The organism is Mesorhizobium sp. M0185 (genome assembly GCF_040322175.1).
Taxonomy (GTDB): domain Bacteria; phylum Pseudomonadota; class Alphaproteobacteria; order Rhizobiales; family Rhizobiaceae; genus Mesorhizobium.
The window spans coordinates 185,671-205,190 of record NZ_JAMYSY010000001.1 but is presented as its reverse complement, the minus strand read 5'-3'; the positions used below and the strand labels follow the sequence as shown (position 1 = coordinate 205,190).

Genomic DNA, 19,520 nt, shown 5'->3' with positions numbered 1-19,520 from the left:
AATGCTGCGTCTGGCCGCACCTTATTCCAGAAATGCAACACCCGCCCGGTCTGCCGGGCGGGTGCATTGCGTTCCTGCGGCCGGATTACTTCGAGGCCGCCGGGATCGTCAAGGTTGCGCCGACCGGAAGGCGGCGTGGCTCGTAGGCTTTGTTGGCATCGGAGATTATTTTCCATTTGGTGCCGTCGCCATAAGCCTTCACCGCGAGATCCCAATAGGTATCGCCGGCGACGATCACATGGCTGCTTTCGGCCGGTGCCGGCTCAGCCGGAACAGGGGTCGCCGGAGCCGGTGTGGCCGGAGCCGCAGGTGCCGCCGGCTGGGCCGGCTCGGCGGGTGCGGGTGCCGGCGCTGTTTCAGCCGGGACGGCCGGCGGCGTCTTGGAAATGTCGCCGGAGCCGGCCGGCATTTCGGGCATTGCCGGCTCAACGGGCTTTGCCGGCGCAGCCTCGGCAGGTTTTGGCGGTTCGGCAGGGTTGGCAGGTTCTGCGGCCGGGGCTACGGTCGCGGCGATCTCGGTGATGCGGCCGTCGAGCTTCGGCGTATAGGGCCGGTGCGCGCCTAGGTAGTCGGCGACGACCTGTTCCAGCCCCGGGCCGTAATCATAGGCGTTCTTGGCCTTCTCGGCGAACACCTTGTAGCCGTCGCCGCCCTGGCGGACATAGTTGTTGGTGGCGACCAGGTAATCCTTGTCCGGCTTAATCGGCGTCCAGGCGCCGCCTTCCATGACCTCGACCGATTTGACGCGTCCGTTAGGCGGCGCCGATTTGTCGAACGCATATTTCAGGCCGGCAACTTGCGGGAAGCGCCCGGCGCCGTCCTCGACCTGGCTGAGGCCGCTTTCGAGGCCGGCAACCAAATCCTTGCCGGAGATCTGGAAGGTCGCCAGAGTATTCTGAAACGGCAGGACGGTGAGAACCTCGCCCATGGTGACGGTGCCCTGGTCGATGGAGGCGCGCAAGCCGCCGCCATTCGAGATGACGATCTCGACACCTTGGCCCTTGACCCGGTCGAGGACGGCGTCGGAGACCAGATTGCCCATCTCGCATTCGCGGGCGCGGCAGTTTTCGCGACTGCCGTCGATCGCCTTGGTGGTCTCGGCGACTTCCTTGTTCTTCAAGGCCTCGATCGGCGCGCCGAGTTCCTTGATGCGGGCAAGCACGGCGGGGTCGGGCGTGATCGATTTGTCGAGATGGATGGGATCGCCGCTTGCCTCCTTGACGACGCCGTTGTCGTCGAACACGACCTTGAATTCGCCGAGATATTTCGAATAGGACGCCGCCTGCACGACCGGCACTTTGTAACCGTCCGGATTGTCGACCATCGTCGGATATGGGCCTTCCGCCTTGGGGTCGGTGTTGGACAGCAGCGAATGGCTGTGGCCGCCGACCACCACGTCGACGCCCGGGATCTTGGCGATCACGTCGCGCTCGCGCTTGTAGCCGATATGGGTGACCGCGATGATCTTGTTGACGCCCTCTCGCTTCAGTTTCTCGACCTCAGCGGTGATCGACTTGACGTCGTCTTCGATGGCAATATTCGGGCCAGGGGTGGCAAGCTCCGGCGTGTCGTTGGTGACCGCGCCGACGATGCCGATCTTCTGGCCGCCGACCTCGACCACGATCGACGGCTTGACGCGGTCGCCGAGCTTGGATTGCGCATTGGCCTTCACATTGGCGCCGAGCACCGGAAACTCGATCATGTCGAGAAACGGCGCCAGCGCCGACTCGCCATCGTCGAACTCATGGTTGCCGAGAGCCTCGGCATCGAATTTCATCTGGTTGAGGAATTCGCCTTCGGTCTTGCCTTTGTAGGTCGTGTAGAAGAGCGAGCCCTGGAAATTGTCGCCGGCGCTGAGCAGCAGCACGTTCTGGCCTTCCAGCTTCTTGCGCTCCTGCGCGATCGCGGTGACCAGGCGGCCGGCGCCGCCGACGCATTCGCCCTTGGTCTCCTCCTCGGCCGAGCAGGTCGATTCGTACTTGTTGTTGCTCTCGATGCGGCTATGCCAGTCGTTAATGTGCAGGATGTTGAGCGTGTAGTCGGCAAAGGATACCCCTGCCGACAGGCCAAGCGCCGATGCCGACAGCGCGGCGATGGCAGCAATCTTCTTCATTCTCGTCTCCCGGATAACTTGAGTACAGCGCCGCGCGTCATTTGGGACGCGCAAAGGACGCTGTACCAATTTTTATTTTGCGCATGATCCTTTCCGAAAATCGACTCCGATTTTCGGGGTCATGCGCAGAGGCGTTTAACGCTCTTGTTTGACTGGGATGTAACAGCCCTCTTGGGCTATGTTCACATCGCGTTTCAGTCGATGCAAGCGGAAATCGGCATCAGCTTTGCCGGCGCAAGAAGACGGCGGCTTGAAACCGCCGTCCTTGTGCAAAGTAAATTCGGAATCGGATTTCAGGTGCGCCTGGTCAGCACAAAATTCTGCCCGCTCGCGCTGGTGCAATTGAGCTGGCTGGTGGAGACCATCAGGCAGTTGAAGCTGATCGGCGTCTGGCGGATCAGCGAAGTGCCATGAATCTCGACCGAGGTGCCGCCGGTCATGGTGTAGCTGCCATCGGCAAGCTTCTGGCCGGTGTCGGTTGCGACGGTCGCGAAGCTGCCGCCCTTGAAGGTGGACAAGCCCGTGCCCTGCGCGTCGATCCAGGAGCCTTCAACCCCCTTGGCCGTGATCACCGGCGGCTCGCCTGGGCCGGTTGTCGTGCAGGCCGCCAACGCGACCGTAGCGGCCGCGGCAATGCCAGCCGAAAGCAGTCTTTGCGCAATCGTCATCTTCAAGATCCTCTCCTCTCGCATCGGCCCGAAAATCGATCCGATTTTCGGAAAGCACGATGCGCACATTCAAAGTGCTAGAGCGTACTTTGTGCGTGCAAATGGACGCACGTGGCTCTAGGCCGCCCCTCTTCAATCGCCCGATTTCCGGGCGATTGCAAGCTGGCCGAGTGTCGAGGCAACGCTGCTATCGAACGAGGATGTTGCGGAATTGCCACGGGTCTTTGGTATCGAGATCCTCGGGAAACAGACCAGGCCGATTGTCGAGCGGTGTCCAGTCGGTATAATAGCTCCTGACCGGCCCGAGATAGGGGCCCTGCACGTCGAGGCAGCGCTTGTAATCCATCTCGTCGGCCTCGACGATGCCGGCCTCGGGATTTTCCAGCGCCCAGACCATGCCGGCCAGCACCGCCGACGTGACCTGCATGCCGGTGGCGTTCTGATAGGGCGCCAGCTTGCGCGCCTCGGCCAGCGACAGCTGCGAGCCGTACCAGTAGGCGTTCTTGGCGTGGCCGTAGAGCAGCACGCCGAGTTCGTCGACGCCATCGACCAGTTCATTTTCGTCGAGCACGTGATGCACGGGCTGAGCCTTGCCGGCGACACCGAACATCTCGTGCAGCGACAGCACTGCGTCGTTGCAGGGATGATAGGCGTAATGGCAGGTCGGCCGGTATTGCACCTTGCCCTTCTTGCCGCGCAAGGTGAAAAAATCGGCGATCGAGATCGCTTCGTTGTGTGTCACCAGGAAACCGTATTGCGGGCCGGGCGTCGGACACCATGTGCGCACGCGTGTATTGGCGCCGGGCTGCTCCAGATAGATCGCGGCCTTCGAACCGTTCTTGTGGCTTTTGGCGTTCTTCGGCATCCACGCCTCATGCGTGCCCCAGCCGAGCTCGGCCGGCTGCAGCCCTTCCGAAATGAAGCCTTCGACCGACCAGGTGTTCCAGAACACGTTCATCGGCTTGGGCTTCTTGGTGCGCTGGGTGTCGCGCTCGGCGATATGGATGCCCTTGACGCCGGCCTTCTTCATCAGCCTGGCCCAGCCTTCGCGATCGTGCTGCGCGGGTTCCGAGAAGTCGAGGCCAAGATCTGTGGCGAGGTTGACCAGTGCCTGCTTGACGAACCATGAGACCATGCCGGGATTGGCGCCGCAGCACGAGATCGCAGTGGTGCCGCCCGGGTTCTTCGCGATTTCAGTACGTACGGTCTCGCGCAGCGCATAGTTGGTGCGTGAGGCGTTGTCGGCCTTCTCGTCGAAATAAAAGCCGAGCCAGGGTTCGACCACCGTGTCGATATAGAGGACGCCAAGCTTGCGGCAGAGCTTCATCAGCTCAAGCGAGGAAGTGTCGACCGACAGGTTGACGCAAAAGCCCTGGCCGCCGCCATTGGTCAAAAGCGGTGTCAGCAGCTTCTTGTAGTTGTTTTTGGTCACCGCATCCTGCATGAAGGTGATGCCGCGCTCGTCGAGCAATTTGCGGTCGGTGTCGCGCGGGTCGATGACCGTCATGCGCGACTTGTCGAATTTGAAATGGCGCTCGATCAGCGGCAGCGTTCCCCGTCCGATCGAGCCGAAGCCGATCATCACTACAGGGCCGGTGATCTCACCGTAAACGGGCCAGTTTTCATTCGCCATTTATCGATTACTCCCTCAAAAAACGCTTCGGAACAGCGGCTTGGCCGCGGCGCGACAAACCATAGATCATTGTCACAATAAAGCGAAAAGCGGACGGCCGGCCTCACGCCGCGCCATCCCGGCTACGGCTCGACCAGTCTTGCGAATGCAGGCTTGAAGAGGTCATGTGCCTCGGAGACCGGCAGTTCCAGCAGATCGTCGGCGCAGGCCTCGGCTCCGCCTCAGCTGCTATCGACAGTACCAGGATCGCGGCCATGAACGTGACCGGCCTGCCAAGATGCTGGATCATTGTGCCCCCAAGCCACAAGTTACAGTTGTCTTCCGCCGACAGTCACGGTCGGCTGTCAGGCCCTTATAGTCAAGGTGTGCCCCGTTCAGTGCCAGACGCTGCTCAGCGAAAAGACGCTGCCAGCGCCGCCCCGATGCGGATGGCGCATCCGCGCGTTTCAGCGGATTTTTGCCCTCGGCCCGGCTGTGGAGGCTCGAACCACCAGTTCTACCGGCAGAACGACCTGGCGGGGGGCTTCATTGTCAATAACCATTCGGGCGGCAAGCCTGCCTTTTCCGATCACGTCTTGCGCCACAGTGGTCATCGGAGGCGTGGTGCGTGCGGATTCAGCAGTGCCATCGAAGCCAACGACCGATACGTGGCCCGGCACGCCGATGCCGCGGCGAACCGCCTCGTCCAGTATTGTGATCGCCTGCCAATCCGACATGGTCAGGATCGCGGTTGCTTCAGGCGCCCTGTCGAACACCACTGCTCCGGCAGATGGCTCGCCTGGGATCGTCTCGAGGATCGGGACATCGTCGATCGACAAATTCGCCTCCGCCAAACCCTGTTTGAAACCGTCGAGCCTTTCATCGTCGAGCGGGAAGCCGGCCAGAAGCGGGCGCGTTGCCTGTCCGGGCATGTGGACAATCGGTGGGCCGGGAGTCCGTCGCGCCGAAAGGATGGCAAAATGCCGGTGCCCCAGCCCGGTCAAATGCCGGACGGCAGCTACCGCGCCGCTCCAGCCGTCGATCTTTATCGAATTGATGTCGGGACCCGCGTCGCTTTCGAGAATGACGAAGGGCAGACGCCGTCTCTGGACCGAAATTATGAGACCAATATCGGCGCTGTGACCAAGGATCTTCAACGCCACACATGCCACCAATCCGTTGTGGACCCCACACGCCCGGTTTCATGTCGTCTGGCAGGTGCTGAGCTACACCGGTGTGGCGCTGATTGCGCTCGGACTTATCTGGATCGAGGGACAACTCGAAGCCGAGCGGCTCGATCTCGCCGGGGGATTGGCCGCGGCTATGTATGGAGCATTCTTCGCGGCCATGCTCTCGCGGCCGATCTATGGCGGCGTGCTGTATGACGAGAACGGCTATCCGCCGTTCCGGCCGCCGTTTGGACCGGCGGGCTGGCGGTGGGATGTCAACGTCACCGTCTTTACCGCGATGTCCGCGATCCTGCTGCTGGGCCTGGCTGCGATTTAGGGCAATTCCAGGAAAGGTGTGAAACGGTTTTCCGTCCGGGATTGCGCAGAAACAAAGAGATAGAGCGGTTCGGCGTTTCCGTGAGACGATGAACTGCTCTAGGACAGCGCCAGCGCCCTGAGCCACGCGACCAGCCGGTTACGGTCGGCGGTCATCCCCTTGTAGTCGAGCTGTGCCTCGTCCAGCGCCAGAAGTTGTTCGGCCAAGGACGCCGCGAGCGCCGCGCGGTCGGGGTGGCGTTCCAGCACGGCGAGCGGGTCGAGATGGATGCGGATGGTGAAGAGTACGTCGCCCGAAACGGGGAGCTTTCTCAGCGTTTGCCGCTCGACGCGGATAAAGGCATGGGCGTCGATGTCGCCATCCGGGAATCTCGACGGGCGACTGCTGGCGCGGTCGATGCGTTCGAGGTTGGAGAGCGGGTGGTAGAGTGCGTCGCCCGCCTGGATCGACCAGTTGTAGCGCTCGACGGCTTGGCCCTGGAGTCCGTCGAACATGCGGTTGATGAGCTCGGCCGGGCGTGTGCCTGGACCGAAACCCGGTACCGGTGCGTGGATCTGCTGCAGCGGCTTGCCGAATTTTTCGATCAGCGACCATGACGAGGGGAAGCAGAGCGAGCCGGCGGCCAGACGCCAGCCGCTGTCGTCGCGGCGCATCAGGATCAAATCCTCCTGGACGAGCAGCGAGGCGGCGATAAGCGGCGCATCGCTGAAAGAAGCTGGGGTGCCCGAGCCCTCGAGATTGTCGGTGCCGTCGATCACCTCGATCGCATTGTCGGTACGCCTGTGGGTCTCCGGAAAGTTCGCCGCCAGATGCGCACCGAGCAGATCGAGCACTTCGCGCTGGGCGTCGCGCGTTGCTTGCTCCTCGACAAAGACCTTGTCGGGAATTTCCGCGTAAAGCCGGCGTTTCTCGGCAAGGTAGGGCAGCAGATATTCGTCGACCTCGATCCAGCTATCGAGATTGAGCGGCTTCAGCCCGATGGTGAACAGTTTCGACGAGCCGTCATAGGGTGTGTGGGTCGGCGGGCGGAAACTCATGCCTCTTTGTAGGCTTCCAGTGCGGCGGCGGCCATTCTCGCCGTGAATTCGGTGATTTCGTAATCGGCGGCACCTGCCTTGGCGAAGGGATCGTCCGCCAGTCTGGCATCGAGCACCTCGCGTGGACCGCGCGCGATGATGATGCCGCCGGTCCTTGGCCGCTTTGGCCCGGAGGCGACAAAGATACCTTGCGCATAGCAGGCCTTCAGCCACTCGACATGCGCTTGCTGCAAGCGGTCGATCTCGGTCAGCGGCACCTTGTAGTTCAGCGAAACCACGAACATTGTTGTCTCCCGATGCTTCAGCCCAGCCGCGCCGGGATCAATCCGCGCAGCGAGTTGCCGACGAACAGCGCCTTGGCCGATTTCAGTTCGTTCCACGTGTAGACCGCTTCACCGGCGCGGCCTTGATCCAGCAGTTCGCCGCGCAGGACGCCAGGCAGCAGGCCGCAATCGAGCCGCGGCGTGGCCAGCACGCCGTCGCCGAAATCGGCAAAGACGTTGGTGATCGTGCCCTCGCAGATTTCGCCGCGCTCATTGGCGAGCAGCACCTCGTCGGCGCGGCTGGCGAGATATTCGGCGCGGGCGCGCGTATAGGGTTGTCGGCGGCTGGTCTTGTGACGCAGCAGCGTGTCGCTCGAATCAAGCCGCACCCGTGCCAGTTGAAGTGTCCAGACCTTGTCTGCGGCGAGCGGCTCGTAAGGCTGCGCCGAAACCGCGACTTCGCCCTTGCGCGACAGGACGAGGCGTGTGCGCAACGCGATCTGTTGGTGGCCGACCGCATTCATCAGCGCTTCGCCGACCCTTTGCGGATCGCAGGCGAAACCGAGTTCGCTTGCCGAGCCGTAGAGCCGCGCGAGATGGCGGTCGAAACGGAGGAAACTCGAGCCGGGTTCCCAGCGCATTGTTTCGATCAGTTCGAAATCGGCAGTGTTCCCGTCGCGAAACGGGCTTTCAGCAGACACTCCTGGTACTCCTCTTCGGCTGTCGAATCGAAGACGACGCCACCGCCGACATTGTAGACCGCCTCGCCATTGGCAAAGAGCGAGATGGTGCGGATCGCCACGGAAAAACGCATCCGGCCGCCGGGCGCGATCCAGCCTATGGCGCCGCAATAGACATCGCGCGGGCCACTTTCCAGCTCGCGCAGAATTTCCATAGCGCGGATCTTCGGTGCGCCGGTAATCGAGCCGCAGGGGAACAGCGCGGCGAAAATCTGGCGGATGGCGAGGCCGGGCAAGAGTTTCGCCCGCACGCGGCTCACCATCTGGTGGACGGTCGGGTAGCTCTCGATGCGGAAAAGCTCCGGCACATCGAGCGTGCCAACCTCGCTGATCAGTGAAATGTCGTTGCGCAGGAGATCGACAATCATCCGGTTCTCGGCCTGGTTCTTCTCGTCGTTGCGCAAGAACGCTTTCAGGCGATCGTCCTCGGCTTTTGTTGCCCCGCGCGGCGCGGTGCCCTTCATCGGATGCGTCTCGATCATGCCTTCCGCGTCCACCTCGAAGAACAGTTCGGGCGAACGCGACAAGACGATCGGATCGCCGAGCGCGACCAGGGCCCCATACTTCACCGGCTGGCGTTCGGTCAGCGCGTTGAAGGCGACCAGCGGATCGCCCGACCATTGCGCATGGACCGGAAAGGTCAGATTGCCCTGGTAGCAGTCGCCCTTGCGGATGTGGTCATGCAGCCTGGCAAAGCGTTTGGCGTAGTCGTCCGAAGACCAGGCTGCCTTGGCGTCGAAGATTGGGCCGTTGCTAGCCGGCAGATCGCCTGGCGCGACCGTCTCCTCGACCGGCGCATCGAACACGCCGAGGCAGAAAAGCGGGGCGCGGCGGCCGGCCGGCAGTAGCGGAACGAGCTTGGGTTCGAGCAGGTAACCGGCCTCGTAGGAGAAATAACCGGCCAGCCATTTGCCGCCGTCATGTGCAGCCTGCGCGGCTTCCAGCGCCGGCAAAAAATCCGCCTCGCCATGCGCTGCGATTATCTCGGCCGGCCAGTCGAAAACGAGCTGCCGCGCGGTCTCGTCGTTCCTGAAAATTGCAAAGGGCAGGGGCATAAGGCTCGGATGCTGCGGTCGCCAGCGATCGATCTATATGGGGGCTCGACCGTGCGCAATCGAGGGAACGGCGTCTCAAGACGCAAAGGCGCGGCGGCAAAAACAAAAGCGGCGCCAGAGAGCGCCGCCTTGTTCCAGATGCCGCCTGCGGTGGATCAGGTGTTGCTGGCTTCTCCCGCGGTCGGGAAGCGGCGCGCAAATTCCTTTTCGTCGCCGGCGGCAAGCAGTTTCGCCTGCTCAATCCAGCGTTCACGTTCGATACGGCCGTCGAAATTCAACGTCGCCTCGATCCGCTTGACGTCGTCGGGCGTCCAGGCGGCGATCTGGGCATAGGTCGTGACCCCAAGCCCTTTGAGCAGCCGCTCGTTGGTCGGGCCGATGCCGATCAGGCGACGCAGATCGTTGGCGTTGCCTGCTGCCGCGGCTGTTGCCTTGCCGGTCGCGGCTTTCTTTGCCGCTGGCGCGGTCTTGCTTGCCGCCGGCGCAGCCTTGCTTGCCACTGGCACAGTCTTGGGCGCGGTGGTCGCTTTCGATGCGGCCGGTTTCGGCGTTGCCGGTTTAGCGGCAGTTGCGCGCGGCGCAGCCGCGGCTTTGGCCGTTGCAGATTTCTTCGGCGCCGGTTTGGCCGGTGCGGATGTCGACATCAGCCTTGACGGCGCCTGCATCGCGGCTTTGGTCGCGCCGGTCTTGGCGGCTGGCGCCTTGGCTGTTGCCGCCTTCGCGGTTGGCGCCTGGTTGGTTTTCGCCTCGCCCAGCCGGCGTTCGAGATCGGCGCGGGCGCGGCCGCATGCATCCAACTCACCGGTCAGACGGTCGCTATCGGCCCGCAATCTGTCGCGTTCGCTGCGCGTGCGGTCTAGATCGCCGCGCAAACTGTCGAGTTCGCCACGCAGGCGTCCCCAAATGAACCAGCCAACCAACACACCTACCAGGAACGCCAGGAGCATGTAGAAAAAAGTGCCCATTGTCTTTCTCTCTCCAGTCCGATCCGTCCGCCCTGGCCTGTAGAGCCATGACCTCGGCGAAGGACCATTCGATGGTGGTTCCGCAATTTGCAGAACAGCCGGCTTCGATCGAGCCGTCGGCGACCGGTTTGCCCCTGGCCAACAGCCGTTGTCGCATCCGCCGACACGCCATGACCGGTCGGGATTTTCCGACCTGACCCATTCATGCCCGGCTGAGCTTGAGGGCGGACGCTATCATACAGCTTACGGGAATCTAACGGAAAACTTCCATGGAAAGTTATTTAAGAACAAATATCCAAGACAAGAATAGAACCATCGCCAATATGCATTGCAGCTAAACTGTTCTGGAAAACCCGGTCACCCGGTGTTGCGCATCACCCAGTGTTGCGCATCAATTGTCCAGTGCTTCCAGCTCGTCGATCAGTCCGCTGATCACGCCAAGCCCGATCTGCCAGAAGGCAGGGTCGGCCGCGTCGAGGCCGAACGGCGCCAGAAGCTCGGAATGATGCTTGGTGCCGCCGGCGCGCAGCATGGCAAAATATTTCTCCTGAAAGCCGCGCTCGGCGTTCTGGTAGACCGCGTAGAGCGAGTTCACCAGGCAATCGCCGAATGCGTAGGCATAGACGTAGAAAGGCGAGTGGATGAAGTGCGGGATATAGGTCCAGAAAATCTCGTATCCTTCGCGCAGCTTGATCGCCGGCCCGAGGCTTTCCGCCTGCACTTCCAACCAGAACTGGCCGAGCTTGTCGGAGGTCAGTTCGCCGCTCCTGCGCTCGGCATGCACTTTGCGCTCGAACTCGTAGAAGGCGATCTGGCGCACGACCGTGTTGATCATGTCCTCGACCTTCTGGGCGAGCATGGCCTTGCGTTCGCGCTTGTCGGTGGTCTGCTCGAGCAGCGAGCGGAAGGTCAGCATTTCGCCGAACACCGATGCGGTTTCGGCCAGCGTCAGCGGCGTCGATGCCATCAAGGCGCCCTGGCCGCCGGCCAGCACCTGGTGCACGCCGTGGCCGAGCTCGTGCGCCAGCGTCATCACGTCGCGCGGCTTGCCCATGTAGTTGAGCAGCACATAGGGATGCGCCGAAGGCACGGTCGGATGCGCGAAGGCGCCAGGCGACTTGCCGGGTCTCACCGGTGCATCGATCCAGTTGCGGTCGAAGAAAGTTCTGGCGATCTCCGCCATGTCGGGCGAAAAGCGCTGGTAGGCGGAAAGCACGGTGTTCTTGGCCTCGTCCCAGCCGATGACCGCCTGCGGGGTCTCCGGCAGGGGCGCATTGCGGTCCCAGTGGTTCATCACCTCCATGCCGAGCCAGCGCGCCTTCATCGCGTAATAGCGATGCGACAGGCGTGGATAGGCGTCGCGAACCGCGGCGGCGAGTGCATCCACCACGCTGCTTTCGACGCGGTTGGCGAGGTGGCGGGAATCGGCAATGTCCTCGAAGCCGCGCCAGCGGTCGGAAATCTCCTTGTCCTTGGCCAGCGTGTTGGTGACCAGCGTGAAGACGCGCAAATTCTTGCGGAAGGTCGTGGCCAGCGCCTCGGATGCCCGGCGGCGCACCTCGCCGTCGGCATCCTGAAGGCGATTGAGTGCCGGCTCCAGCGTCAGCTCCTCGCCGTCGACGTCGAAGCGCAAATCGGTCATCGTCTCGTCGAACAGGCGGTTCCAGGCCCCGCGCCCGGTGATCGATTTTTCATGGAAGAGCTGCTCGATGCGGTCTTCGAGCTGATAGGGCTTGTCCTTGCGCAGATCGAGCACCCAGGGCCGGTAATGGGCGAAGGCCGGATCGGCGGCGAGTGCGGTTTCGATCGCGCTATCGTCGATGAGATTCAGCTCGAGCGCGAAAAACAGCAGGTGCGCGCTGGCATCGGTCATCTTTTCCTGGATGTCGCCATAGAGCTTGGCGCGCTGCGGATCCGACGTGTTGCCGGCATAGACAAGCCCGGCATAGGAGACGATGCGGCCGATCAGCTCCTCCAGCGCTTCATAGGCCTGAAGCGCCTCGCCAAGCCTGCCGGCGCTGCCACGCCCGGCCTCGGCGGCGAGCGTGCCTTTCCAACGGCTCTCGAAGGCGAAGGCATCGACGGCGGCCTTGGCGATGTCGCGCTTCAACTCGGGCGCTTCCATGCCCGAATAGAGATCGGCCAGATTCCATTCCGGCAGGTCGCCAAGCTCCGCCACGCCCTGACCGGGCGCCGCCGCCAGCTTTCGAGCAAAAACCATGCGCATTGCCGATCCTTCCAGACACAAAAATTCGAGGAAACGAGAAGCCGGTCAAATCCTAAGGAATTCATTCACCGGGTTTTTTGAAAGCTTATTTAGAACCCTGTGCCAAGATGATCCATAGGGCGCATTCTCGGGCGGGCACGGTCGGATCAGTCATGGCAGCTTCCATACTCATAGTCGATGACGATCCCGTGCAGCGCAGGCTGCTCGAGGCGGCGGTGACGAAATTCGGCCACACCGCGATCGTCGCCGATGGCGGCGAGGCGGGTCTCGAGTTTGTCGACGGACCCAATGCGCGCGACGTGTCGGTGGTCATCCTAGACCTTATGATGCCCGGGCTCGACGGCATCGGCGTGCTGAAGGCGATGCGCGAGCGTGGCATCCACATTCCCGTCATCGTGCAGACCGCGCAGGGCGGCATCGAAACCGTCGTTTCGGCAATGCGTCACGGCGCCTTCGACTTCGTCGTCAAGCCGGCCTCTCCCGACAGGCTGCAGGCGTCGATCGGCAACGCCCTCAAGGTCGAAGCGCTCGAAGGCGAAGTGAAGCGCTCGTCACGACAGCGTGGCGGCCATCTGACATTCAAGGACATGATCACCCACAGTCCGGCGATGGATCGGGTGATCCGGCTCGGCCGCAAGGCGGCGGCGTCCAACATTCCGATCCTGATCGAAGGTGAATCCGGCGTCGGCAAGGAACTGGTGGCGCGCGCCGTCCAGGGCAGCGGCGACCGCCGCTCGAAACCCTTCGTCACCGTCAATTGCGGCGCCATCCCCGACAATCTGGTCGAATCGATCCTGTTCGGGCACGAGAAGGGCTCGTTCACCGGCGCCACCGAAAAACATACCGGCAAGTTCGTCGAAGCGCACACCGGCACGCTGTTCCTTGACGAAATCGGCGACCTGCCGCTCGACGTGCAGGTCAAGCTGTTGCGCGCCGTACAGGACGGCGAGGTCGATCCGGTCGGCGGGCGCTCGGCCGTCAGGGTCGACATCAGGCTGATCTCGGCAACCCATCGCAACCTGCTGCAGCAGGTCAAGGACGGCAAGTTCCGCGAGGACCTGTTCTATCGGCTGAACGTCTATCCAATCTTCGTGCCGCCATTGCGCGACCGTCGCGACGACATCCCCTATCTGGTGGAGCATTTCATGGAGAAGGTGGCGCCCGCCGATCCGCGCCACCGCCTGCGAGGCATCTCGGCTGCGGCGCTTGCCATGCTGCAGGCCTATGACTGGCCGGGCAACATAAGGCAGCTCGAAAACGCCGTCTTCCGGGCTTCGGTGCTCGCCGACGGCGACATGCTGACCGAAGAAGAATTCCCGCAGATCCGGACGCAAATCGAGGGCACGGTCAATCTCGATTCGGGTATTGCCTTGCCAGCTCCAGGGTGGCCAGCTTCAGGGGGGCCAACTCCAGGGTGGCCAGCTTCCGGAGTGGCTTCGGGCAGCCAGCCGCGCGACAACATATCCGCCGCTGGCGGCATCGCAGCCGCCGACGCCGATGCACCAGCCAAGCCTCGTTTCGGCACGCTGCGGGCGCTCGACGAGCGCGGCAATGTGCGTGCGCTGGCCGACGTCGAACTCGAAATGATCAAGCTCGCCATCGATCACTACAACGGCCAGATGAGCGAAGTCGCCCGCCGCCTCGGCATCGGCCGGTCGACGCTCTACCGCAAGCTCAAGGAATACGGCATCGACCCGGAAACCGGCCGCGTCGAACGGCTCGCTTCCTGAGTCACAGGGCCAGGCCGGTTCTCATCCGGACATCATTCCACGCAACTGCGCGTCGAAATGATGTGTTCGCCACAGTGTTCACGTATTAAGGCGGACGGTAACAGATCGTGTTTCGAGCTGGCGCCAAAACATGATCTAAACCAGCGGTTTACCAAGATATCCTGCGCAATATTTTTGGCGGGATATCGCCACCGTGTTACCGCATTTCGGCTTCAATAAGCGATGATTAACCATTAGGATCGATATTCGGATGCACACACCACGCATCCGTTTGGTCAAATCCGGGGACAAAACGGCAGCCTGCAAGGCCTTTTGATTTGAACAGAATCGAACGACACAAAAACGGGCGGCATTATCACATGAGCGTCTGGCCGAGATGGCTGGCAGCGGTGATTGTTGCCGTCGGGTTCCTTGCAGCGGCGGCAACCGGCGCCAGCGCCGAGACACGTTCGCTGAAGCTCTATCATCTCCACACGCATGAAAAGGCGGAGATCGTCTATAAGCGCAACGGGCGCTACGACCAGGCGGGCTTGCGAAAGATCAACATCATCCTGCGCGACTGGCGTCGCAACGAGCCGACCAAGATGGATCCGCGCCTGCTGGACCTGGTCTGGGAGGCCTATCGGGAGAGCGGCGCCACCGATTACATCCAGGTCGTCTGCGGCTATCGTTCGCCGGCCACGAATTCGATGCTGCGCAGCCGCAGCAGGGGCGTCGCCGAGAAGAGCCAGCACATGCTCGGCAGGGCGATGGATTTCTATATTCCCGGCGTGCCGCTGAAGAAGCTGCGCGACGTCGGCCTCAGGATGCAGGGCGGCGGCGTCGGCTACTATCCCAGCTCCGGCTCGCCCTTCGTGCATATGGATGTCGGCAATGTACGCCACTGGCCCGGCATCAGCCGCCAGGAACTGGCGCGCGTGTTCCCCAACGGCAAGACGCTGCATGTGCCGAGCGACGGCAAGCCGCTGCCTGGCTATCAACAGGCCCTCGCCTCCTACAAAGCCCGCAAGGGCGCCGGCGCGCCGGCCATCGAACTCGCCAGCGCAAGCGGCGGTGCCAAAAAATCCCGTGGGTTCCTGGCAGCCCTCTTCGGCGGTGGCGACGACGAGGCGGACGACAGCGCCGACGTGGCGATGGCCGAGCCGGCGCCAAAGCCCCGTAACGTGAAGCCGGCGCCGTCCGCCAAGAGCAGCAACCTGCCTGGCATTGCCATCGTGGCGCCTCAGGATGCCAAGCGCGCTCAGATTCCGGAAGTCGCCGATGCTCCGGCGCCTGCGCCTGAACCGGAGAACGACACGCCGGAGACGATCATCGCGGCATTGCCTGCGCGCAGCATCCCGCTGCCGGATTTTGCTCCGCGCCCGAAGACGGACGTCGGCGCCCAGCCGCCTGAGAACGTTCCGTTCGGCGTGGCGGATGCGGCTGGATCGACTGAACAGGCGGTGGCGACCGCGCAAGCGCCGGCAAGTGTGGCGCCGGCAAATGTTCCGTTCGGCATAGCAGACCCGTCTGCTGCGGCCGGCCCGGCGCAGGTCGCTGCAAACAACATTCCCGTGCCGAGCTGGCGGCCCGATCATTCGCTGCCGGCCGATCTTTCGCCGGCGGGTCTTGCGCCGCAGGACAAGCAAGTGTTGCTGGCGCTGGCGAGTGCGGCCGAGCGGAGCAACACCGCCACCGACGCATTCTCGGTATTGCCGTCGGCGCGGCCCGACAGTTCAGAGCCCGACGAGGTCAAGGCCGTTCTGGAAAGGGTCAGCGCGACCGACGAATACAAGGTCGCGTCGCTTTCCGAGCAAGCATCGGTGTTCGAGGAACCGGCGAGCGACGACGGGGCATCGAGCGACGGGGCATCGCCGCGCGAGGCCATCGTTGCCCGCCGGGCAGGCTCCGATCCGGCGGCCGTCATCGGAGCGGGCGTGAAGACCACACGCAAGGAACCCAGGGCCACCGCCCGCGACCTGAAGCCCGGCCCCAAGCCGGTGGTGGTCGCCGCCGCGCCGCAGGCCGCCCGTTGGGCGCTGCACAGCGGTGAGTATGTCGCAACCGTTTCAGATGCGACAACGGCGCCGCGCTACGCCTACGACTTCGTCCGTACGGCACCGAGCGAGGTCTATACGATAGGCTTCCAACCGGGCAACGAGATGGCCGACGCAAACCGGTTCACCGGCAAAGCCGTCAAGTTCATGTCGGTTGCCCGCTTCAAGACCGAGTAGGCCGCGCTGGGCAAATATCGTAAAGGCTGCGCTGGCACCCCGCGCGGCCTCCACCGCCGGCACTGGCTTCCTTCATCCAGGGATGCTAACCACTGGTCGGCATTCTCCCGCTTCGTCTAATGGTAGGACAGCGCCCTTTGAAGGCGTGAATCGTGGTTCGAGCCCATGAGCGGGAACCAGCCTGCGAACCAGATCGGCCAGATCGGCGGCGACTTTTGATGCAGAAGATGCTAGCGCCCGAGCTTGCTTGCCGCGCGCGCCAAGGCTTCGATCTCGTCCCATTTGCCGGCCTTGACCAGCTCGTCCGGCGCCACCCAGGAACCGCCGACGCAGATGACGTTGGGCAGGCTGAGGTAGTCGGCGGCGTTCTTGCCGGTGATACCGCCGGTCGGGCAGAATTTCACGTCGGCAAGCGGCGAGGCGAAAGCCTTGAGCGAGGCAATGCCGCCCGACTGTTCGGCCGGGAAGAATTTCAGAAAGCGCAGACCGGCTTCGCGGGCGGCCATGACCTCTCCCGGCGTGATGGCACCGGGCAGCAACGGCACGTCGCTGTCCTTGGCTGCCGCGAGAAGCTCGCGGGTGATGCCGGGGCTGACGATGAACTTCGAGCCGGCGGCCGCCGCCTCGCCGAACTGCCGGGCGTCCAGGATGGTGCCGGCGCCGACGACGGCGTCTTCGACCTCGCCTGCCACCCGGCGGATCGCCTCCAGCGCGTCGGCGGTGCGCAGCGTGATCTCGATCACCGGCAGGCCACCGCTGGCCAGCGCCCGGGCCAGCGGCACCGCGTCGGCGGGATTGGCGATCTTCAGCACCGGTATGACCGGCTGGCCGTTGAGGAGCGACAGGAGCTTTTCGGTCGTGCTGGGCATTCGTCGTCTCTCCTCTGTTGATCAAGTCGACCGGTTAGCAGAAGGCGGTTTTTCTGTCCACGAAACGCGGCGTGTCGCGATGTCACGCGTGGTGTTCGAAACCTTCCGCGATCAGACCGCACCCGGCTCTGCCTTGATCCGGCTGTCGTGAGCGTTTAGTGGCTTGGTGATGACACTGCCCAGCCAAGCCTTCCGCGTTGCCGCGCTTTACCGCTTCGCCCGGCTCGACACCTTCGAGGCGCTGCGCGCGCCGCTCGCCGCCTTCTGCTGCGCACGCGGCATCAAAGGCACGCTGCTGTTGGCGCGTGAGGGCATCAACGGCACGGTCGCCGGCAGTGAAACGGCAATCGCCGCGCTCATCGATCATTTCGAATCCATCGACGGTCTCGCCGGCCTCGAGATCAAATACAGCAGCGCCGCAACGATGCCGTTCCACCGCATGAAGGTGCGGTTGAAGCGCGAGATCGTCACCGTGGGCGTGGAGAATATCGATCCGGCGGCAGGTGCAGGCACCTATGTCGCGCCGGCCGACTGGAATGCACTGATCTCGGATACGGGTACCATCGTCATCGACACGCGCAACGCCTACGAGGTGTCGCTCGGCACCTTCAAGGGCGCTGTCGATCCCGCCACCAACAGCTTCCGCGAATTCCCGGCCTGGGTCGAGCGGCATCGGCACGAGCTCGACGGGCGCAAGGTCGCCATGTTCTGCACCGGCGGCATACGCTGCGAGAAGGCGACGGCCTATGTGAAGTCGCTCGGTTTGGAGGATGTGTTCCACCTCAAGGGCGGCATTCTGAAATATCTCGAGGACGTGCCCGCCGAACAGAGCCTCTGGCAAGGCGAATGCTTCGTCTTCGACGAGCGCGTTTCGGTATCGCACGGGCTGGTCGAAGGCGAGGCCGAACTCTGCCGCGCCTGTCGGCATCCGCTAGCCGCGGAAGACCGGCTGTCGCCGCAATATGCTACCGGCGTTTCATGCCCGCATTGCTTCGATGCCCGCTCGGACGAAGATCGCGCCCGCTACGCCGAGCGCCAGCACCAGGTCGAGCTGGCGCAAGCACGCGGCGACCGCCACATCGGAAGTTAGCTTCACGTTAAGCAACTTAACGTCAAGCAACAGAGAAGCGGTCGATGACCCACAGCCATGTCCCGTCGCTCTGCCGGCGCGCGACCTCGGTGGTGATGGTGCCGTCGGGAAGCCGGGTCGAGGTGAGCGCCAGGTCGCCATTGACGACAGCCGGGCGCTGATCTCCGGACTGAAATTTTCGGCCGGTTGCGGTGATCTCCGCGAACAGCCCCCGGATGGCTTCGCGGCCGAACGTCAGTTGTCCGCCACCGCTGTCGATGACGGCATGCTGCTCGAAAAGCGCTGCCATGCCGTCAATGTCTCCGACCCATTGCCGTGAAATCAACAGGCGCTCCAGTTCCTGGGGGTCGCGTGCCGGCTGGCGGTCTGTCTCATCGGTCATGCCAGGCTCCTCCCAAGCGACATGCCGCGACATTAGTCGGGGGCGGTTTCGACACGTCCAATGTCCACAGCGCCGCGCGTTTTTTGACGCGGATGGAGGCTGCAGCACTATAATTTCCGCGTGAAATCCCAGCAGATGTCGGTGCAACGTCATGCGTGGCAGCGGGCAAAAGGATGCACCGCGTCATTGTAATGTCAAACTGCGGGACCTAGGTCTTCGACGTGCAAACCCTGCCCGCGCGCCTTTGGCCGGGCCAATTCTGGAGGCATTGATGTTCGATCCCAAGAAGCTCCTCGACGATCTGCTCGGCTCGCAAGTTCCCGGCACCGGATCAACCGTCCGCGACAAGGCCGGGCAGGCGGTGCAGATGGCCAAGGACAATCCGCTTGCCGCCGGTGCGCTGGCTGCGGTGCTGCTCGGAACCGGCCCCGGCCGCCAGGTCACCGGTGCGGCGGTGAAGCTTGGTGGGTTGGCTGCGATCGGCGGCCTCGCCTACAAGGCCTACCAGAACTACAAGAACGGCAACGCGCCGGCCGAGACGCAAGCTGCAGGCGAACCGGAATTGCTGCCGCCGCCGGCCGATACCGCCTTCCATCCGTCGCAAGCGCCGCAGGGCGAAGACGAATTCACGCTGACGCTGGTCAGGGCGATGATCTCGGCGGCGAAGGCCGACGGTCACGTCGATGACGAAGAGCGGCAGAAGATCGCCGGCAAGCTCAGCCTCGCCGGCGTCGGCGCCGAAGCGGAGAAATTCCTGATGTCGGAACTGGAGGCGCCGCTCGATCTGGATGTGCTGATCGCCGGGGCCAAGACCGATGCGCAAAAGCTGGAACTCTACACCGCCTCGCGTCTTGCCATCGATCCGGACACGCGGGCCGAACGCGGCTATCTCGACCTGCTTGCCGGCCGTCTCGGCCTGCCGGATGCGCTGGTCGACCATGTCGAGGCGACGGTGACGGCGGCGAAGGTGCCGGCAGCGGGCAGCACGGCCAAGCCGGTCGCAGGCTCGCGCTGGTAGCTCGAAGAGGAAGCCTCGGAGCTCAGCGCCGT

The 19,520-nt window shown here is 63.3% G+C and carries 18 protein-coding genes and 1 tRNA gene; 7 read left to right on the top strand and 12 right to left on the bottom strand.

All coding sequences use genetic code 11. The features are described 5' to 3' along the window. Positions 1-85: 85 nt before the first annotated feature. The 4 genes from NKJ20_RS00970 to NKJ20_RS00955 form a co-directional block, all read right to left on the bottom strand. The gene (locus NKJ20_RS00970) at positions 86-2,113 is read right to left on the bottom strand and encodes a 5'-nucleotidase C-terminal domain-containing protein (RefSeq protein WP_352742064.1); all 2,028 of its coding nucleotides are present in this window, start codon (positions 2,111-2,113) and stop codon (positions 86-88) included. Between the two features lie 293 nt (positions 2,114-2,406). Then, positions 2,407-2,781, bottom strand: coding sequence for an outer membrane lipoprotein Omp10 (gene omp10, locus NKJ20_RS00965; protein ID WP_023720183.1), 375 nt, complete (start codon positions 2,779-2,781; stop codon positions 2,407-2,409). A 187-nt stretch (positions 2,782-2,968) separates the two neighbouring features. After that, positions 2,969-4,414, bottom strand: a complete 1,446-nt coding sequence (locus NKJ20_RS00960) for a homospermidine synthase (RefSeq protein ID WP_352742062.1) — start codon at positions 4,412-4,414, stop codon at positions 2,969-2,971. A gap of 446 nt (positions 4,415-4,860) precedes the next feature. After that, positions 4,861-5,556, bottom strand: coding sequence for a substrate-binding domain-containing protein (locus NKJ20_RS00955; protein WP_352742060.1), 696 nt, complete (start codon positions 5,554-5,556; stop codon positions 4,861-4,863). Between the two features lie 55 nt (positions 5,557-5,611). Between NKJ20_RS00955 and NKJ20_RS00950 the strand changes: the two genes are divergently transcribed. Next, positions 5,612-5,899 (top strand): hypothetical protein, encoded by a 288-nt coding sequence (locus NKJ20_RS00950; RefSeq protein ID WP_352742058.1) that lies wholly within the window; start codon positions 5,612-5,614, stop codon positions 5,897-5,899. Positions 5,900-5,997: 98 nt separating this feature from the next. Here the strand turns inward: NKJ20_RS00950 and NKJ20_RS00945 are convergent, their stop codons facing one another. The 6 genes from NKJ20_RS00945 to NKJ20_RS00920 form a co-directional block, all read right to left on the bottom strand. Continuing rightward, the gene (locus tag NKJ20_RS00945) at positions 5,998-6,936 is read right to left on the bottom strand and encodes a heme-dependent oxidative N-demethylase family protein (RefSeq protein WP_352448217.1); all 939 of its coding nucleotides are present in this window, start codon (positions 6,934-6,936) and stop codon (positions 5,998-6,000) included. Then, the gene (locus NKJ20_RS00940; RefSeq protein WP_352448216.1) at positions 6,933-7,220 is read right to left on the bottom strand and encodes a YciI family protein; all 288 of its coding nucleotides are present in this window, start codon (positions 7,218-7,220) and stop codon (positions 6,933-6,935) included. The genes NKJ20_RS00945 and NKJ20_RS00940 overlap by 4 nt, the downstream gene beginning before the upstream one ends. A 17-nt stretch (positions 7,221-7,237) precedes the next feature. Next, positions 7,238-7,900: an aminotransferase class IV family protein gene (locus NKJ20_RS00935; protein WP_352742056.1), complete on the bottom strand. Its 663-nt coding sequence runs from the start codon at positions 7,898-7,900 to the stop codon at positions 7,238-7,240. Continuing rightward, positions 7,849-8,994 (bottom strand): aminodeoxychorismate synthase component I, encoded by a 1,146-nt coding sequence (locus NKJ20_RS00930; protein WP_352448214.1) that lies wholly within the window; start codon positions 8,992-8,994, stop codon positions 7,849-7,851. Before NKJ20_RS00930 ends, NKJ20_RS00935 begins: the two co-directional genes overlap by 52 nt. A 155-nt stretch (positions 8,995-9,149) precedes the next feature. Next, positions 9,150-9,959, bottom strand: a complete 810-nt coding sequence (locus tag NKJ20_RS00925) for a helix-hairpin-helix domain-containing protein (RefSeq protein ID WP_352742054.1) — start codon at positions 9,957-9,959, stop codon at positions 9,150-9,152. Positions 9,960-10,350: 391 nt separating this feature from the next. Then, positions 10,351-12,186, bottom strand: coding sequence for a M3 family oligoendopeptidase (locus NKJ20_RS00920; RefSeq protein WP_352742052.1), 1,836 nt, complete (start codon positions 12,184-12,186; stop codon positions 10,351-10,353). A gap of 152 nt (positions 12,187-12,338) precedes the next feature. Here NKJ20_RS00920 and NKJ20_RS00915 point away from each other — a divergent pair, with 152 nt between their 5' ends. The 3 genes from NKJ20_RS00915 (at position 12,339) to NKJ20_RS00905 (ending at position 16,308) form a co-directional block, all read left to right on the top strand. Further along, on the top strand, positions 12,339-13,916 hold the full coding sequence (locus NKJ20_RS00915) for a sigma-54-dependent transcriptional regulator (protein WP_352448211.1): 1,578 nt from the start codon (positions 12,339-12,341) through the stop codon (positions 13,914-13,916). A gap of 359 nt (positions 13,917-14,275) precedes the next feature. After that, positions 14,276-16,129, top strand: coding sequence for a peptidoglycan L,D-endopeptidase MepK (mepK, locus tag NKJ20_RS00910; protein ID WP_352742050.1), 1,854 nt, complete (start codon positions 14,276-14,278; stop codon positions 16,127-16,129). A 105-nt stretch (positions 16,130-16,234) separates the two neighbouring features. Continuing rightward, positions 16,235-16,308: transfer RNA gene (locus NKJ20_RS00905), tRNA-Gln, on the top strand. 51 nt (positions 16,309-16,359) lie between these two features. On the opposite strand, the gene NKJ20_RS00900 is transcribed toward NKJ20_RS00905, so the two are convergent. Then, positions 16,360-16,998 (bottom strand): 2-dehydro-3-deoxy-phosphogluconate aldolase, encoded by a 639-nt coding sequence (locus tag NKJ20_RS00900; protein WP_352448209.1) that lies wholly within the window; start codon positions 16,996-16,998, stop codon positions 16,360-16,362. Here NKJ20_RS00900 and NKJ20_RS00895 point away from each other — a divergent pair. Both NKJ20_RS00895 and trhO read left to right on the top strand, forming a co-directional pair. After that, positions 16,988-17,149 carry a hypothetical protein gene (locus NKJ20_RS00895; protein ID WP_352588071.1) on the top strand — a complete coding sequence of 54 codons (162 nt, stop codon included), beginning with the start codon at positions 16,988-16,990 and terminating at the stop codon, positions 17,147-17,149. The two genes, NKJ20_RS00900 and NKJ20_RS00895, sit on opposite strands and share 11 nt — an antisense overlap. Before the next feature lie 18 nt (positions 17,150-17,167). After that, entirely contained in the window at positions 17,168-18,088 is a 921-nt protein-coding gene (trhO, locus tag NKJ20_RS00890) for an oxygen-dependent tRNA uridine(34) hydroxylase TrhO (protein WP_502894797.1), read from the top strand. A gap of 22 nt (positions 18,089-18,110) precedes the next feature. Here the strand turns inward: trhO and NKJ20_RS00885 are convergent, their stop codons facing one another. Further along, complete coding sequence (locus NKJ20_RS00885) at positions 18,111-18,470, bottom strand: YybH family protein (protein ID WP_352742046.1); 360 nt, start codon at positions 18,468-18,470, stop codon at positions 18,111-18,113. 271 nt (positions 18,471-18,741) lie between these two features. Here NKJ20_RS00885 and NKJ20_RS00880 point away from each other — a divergent pair, with 271 nt between their 5' ends. Continuing rightward, the gene (locus NKJ20_RS00880) at positions 18,742-19,488 is read left to right on the top strand and encodes a tellurite resistance TerB family protein (protein WP_352488764.1); all 747 of its coding nucleotides are present in this window, start codon (positions 18,742-18,744) and stop codon (positions 19,486-19,488) included. Positions 19,489-19,520 lie beyond the last annotated feature (32 nt).

Bases quoted from the DNA above. Each gene is read 5' to 3' on its own strand.
- NKJ20_RS00970 (WP_352742064.1), bottom strand. From the start codon at position 2,113: ATGAAGAAGATTGCTGCCATCGCCGCGCTGTCGGCATCGGCGCTTGGC.
- omp10 (WP_023720183.1), bottom strand. From the start codon at position 2,781: ATGACGATTGCGCAAAGACTGCTTTCGGCTGGCATTGCCGCGGCCGCT.
- NKJ20_RS00960 (WP_352742062.1), bottom strand. From the start codon at position 4,414: ATGGCGAATGAAAACTGGCCCGTTTACGGTGAGATCACCGGCCCTGTA.
- NKJ20_RS00945 (WP_352448217.1), bottom strand. From the start codon at position 6,936: ATGAGTTTCCGCCCGCCGACCCACACACCCTATGACGGCTCGTCGAAA.
- NKJ20_RS00940 (WP_352448216.1), bottom strand. From the start codon at position 7,220: ATGTTCGTGGTTTCGCTGAACTACAAGGTGCCGCTGACCGAGATCGAC.
- NKJ20_RS00930 (WP_352448214.1), bottom strand. From the start codon at position 8,994: ATGCCCCTGCCCTTTGCAATTTTCAGGAACGACGAGACCGCGCGGCAG.
- NKJ20_RS00925 (WP_352742054.1), bottom strand. From the start codon at position 9,959: ATGGGCACTTTTTTCTACATGCTCCTGGCGTTCCTGGTAGGTGTGTTG.
- NKJ20_RS00920 (WP_352742052.1), bottom strand. From the start codon at position 12,186: ATGCGCATGGTTTTTGCTCGAAAGCTGGCGGCGGCGCCCGGTCAGGGC.
- NKJ20_RS00915 (WP_352448211.1), top strand. From the start codon at position 12,339: ATGGCAGCTTCCATACTCATAGTCGATGACGATCCCGTGCAGCGCAGG.
- mepK (WP_352742050.1), top strand. From the start codon at position 14,276: ATGAGCGTCTGGCCGAGATGGCTGGCAGCGGTGATTGTTGCCGTCGGG.
- NKJ20_RS00900 (WP_352448209.1), bottom strand. From the start codon at position 16,998: ATGCCCAGCACGACCGAAAAGCTCCTGTCGCTCCTCAACGGCCAGCCG.
- trhO (WP_502894797.1), top strand. From the start codon at position 17,168: ATGACACTGCCCAGCCAAGCCTTCCGCGTTGCCGCGCTTTACCGCTTC.
- NKJ20_RS00885 (WP_352742046.1), bottom strand. From the start codon at position 18,470: ATGACCGATGAGACAGACCGCCAGCCGGCACGCGACCCCCAGGAACTG.
- NKJ20_RS00880 (WP_352488764.1), top strand. From the start codon at position 18,742: ATGTTCGATCCCAAGAAGCTCCTCGACGATCTGCTCGGCTCGCAAGTT.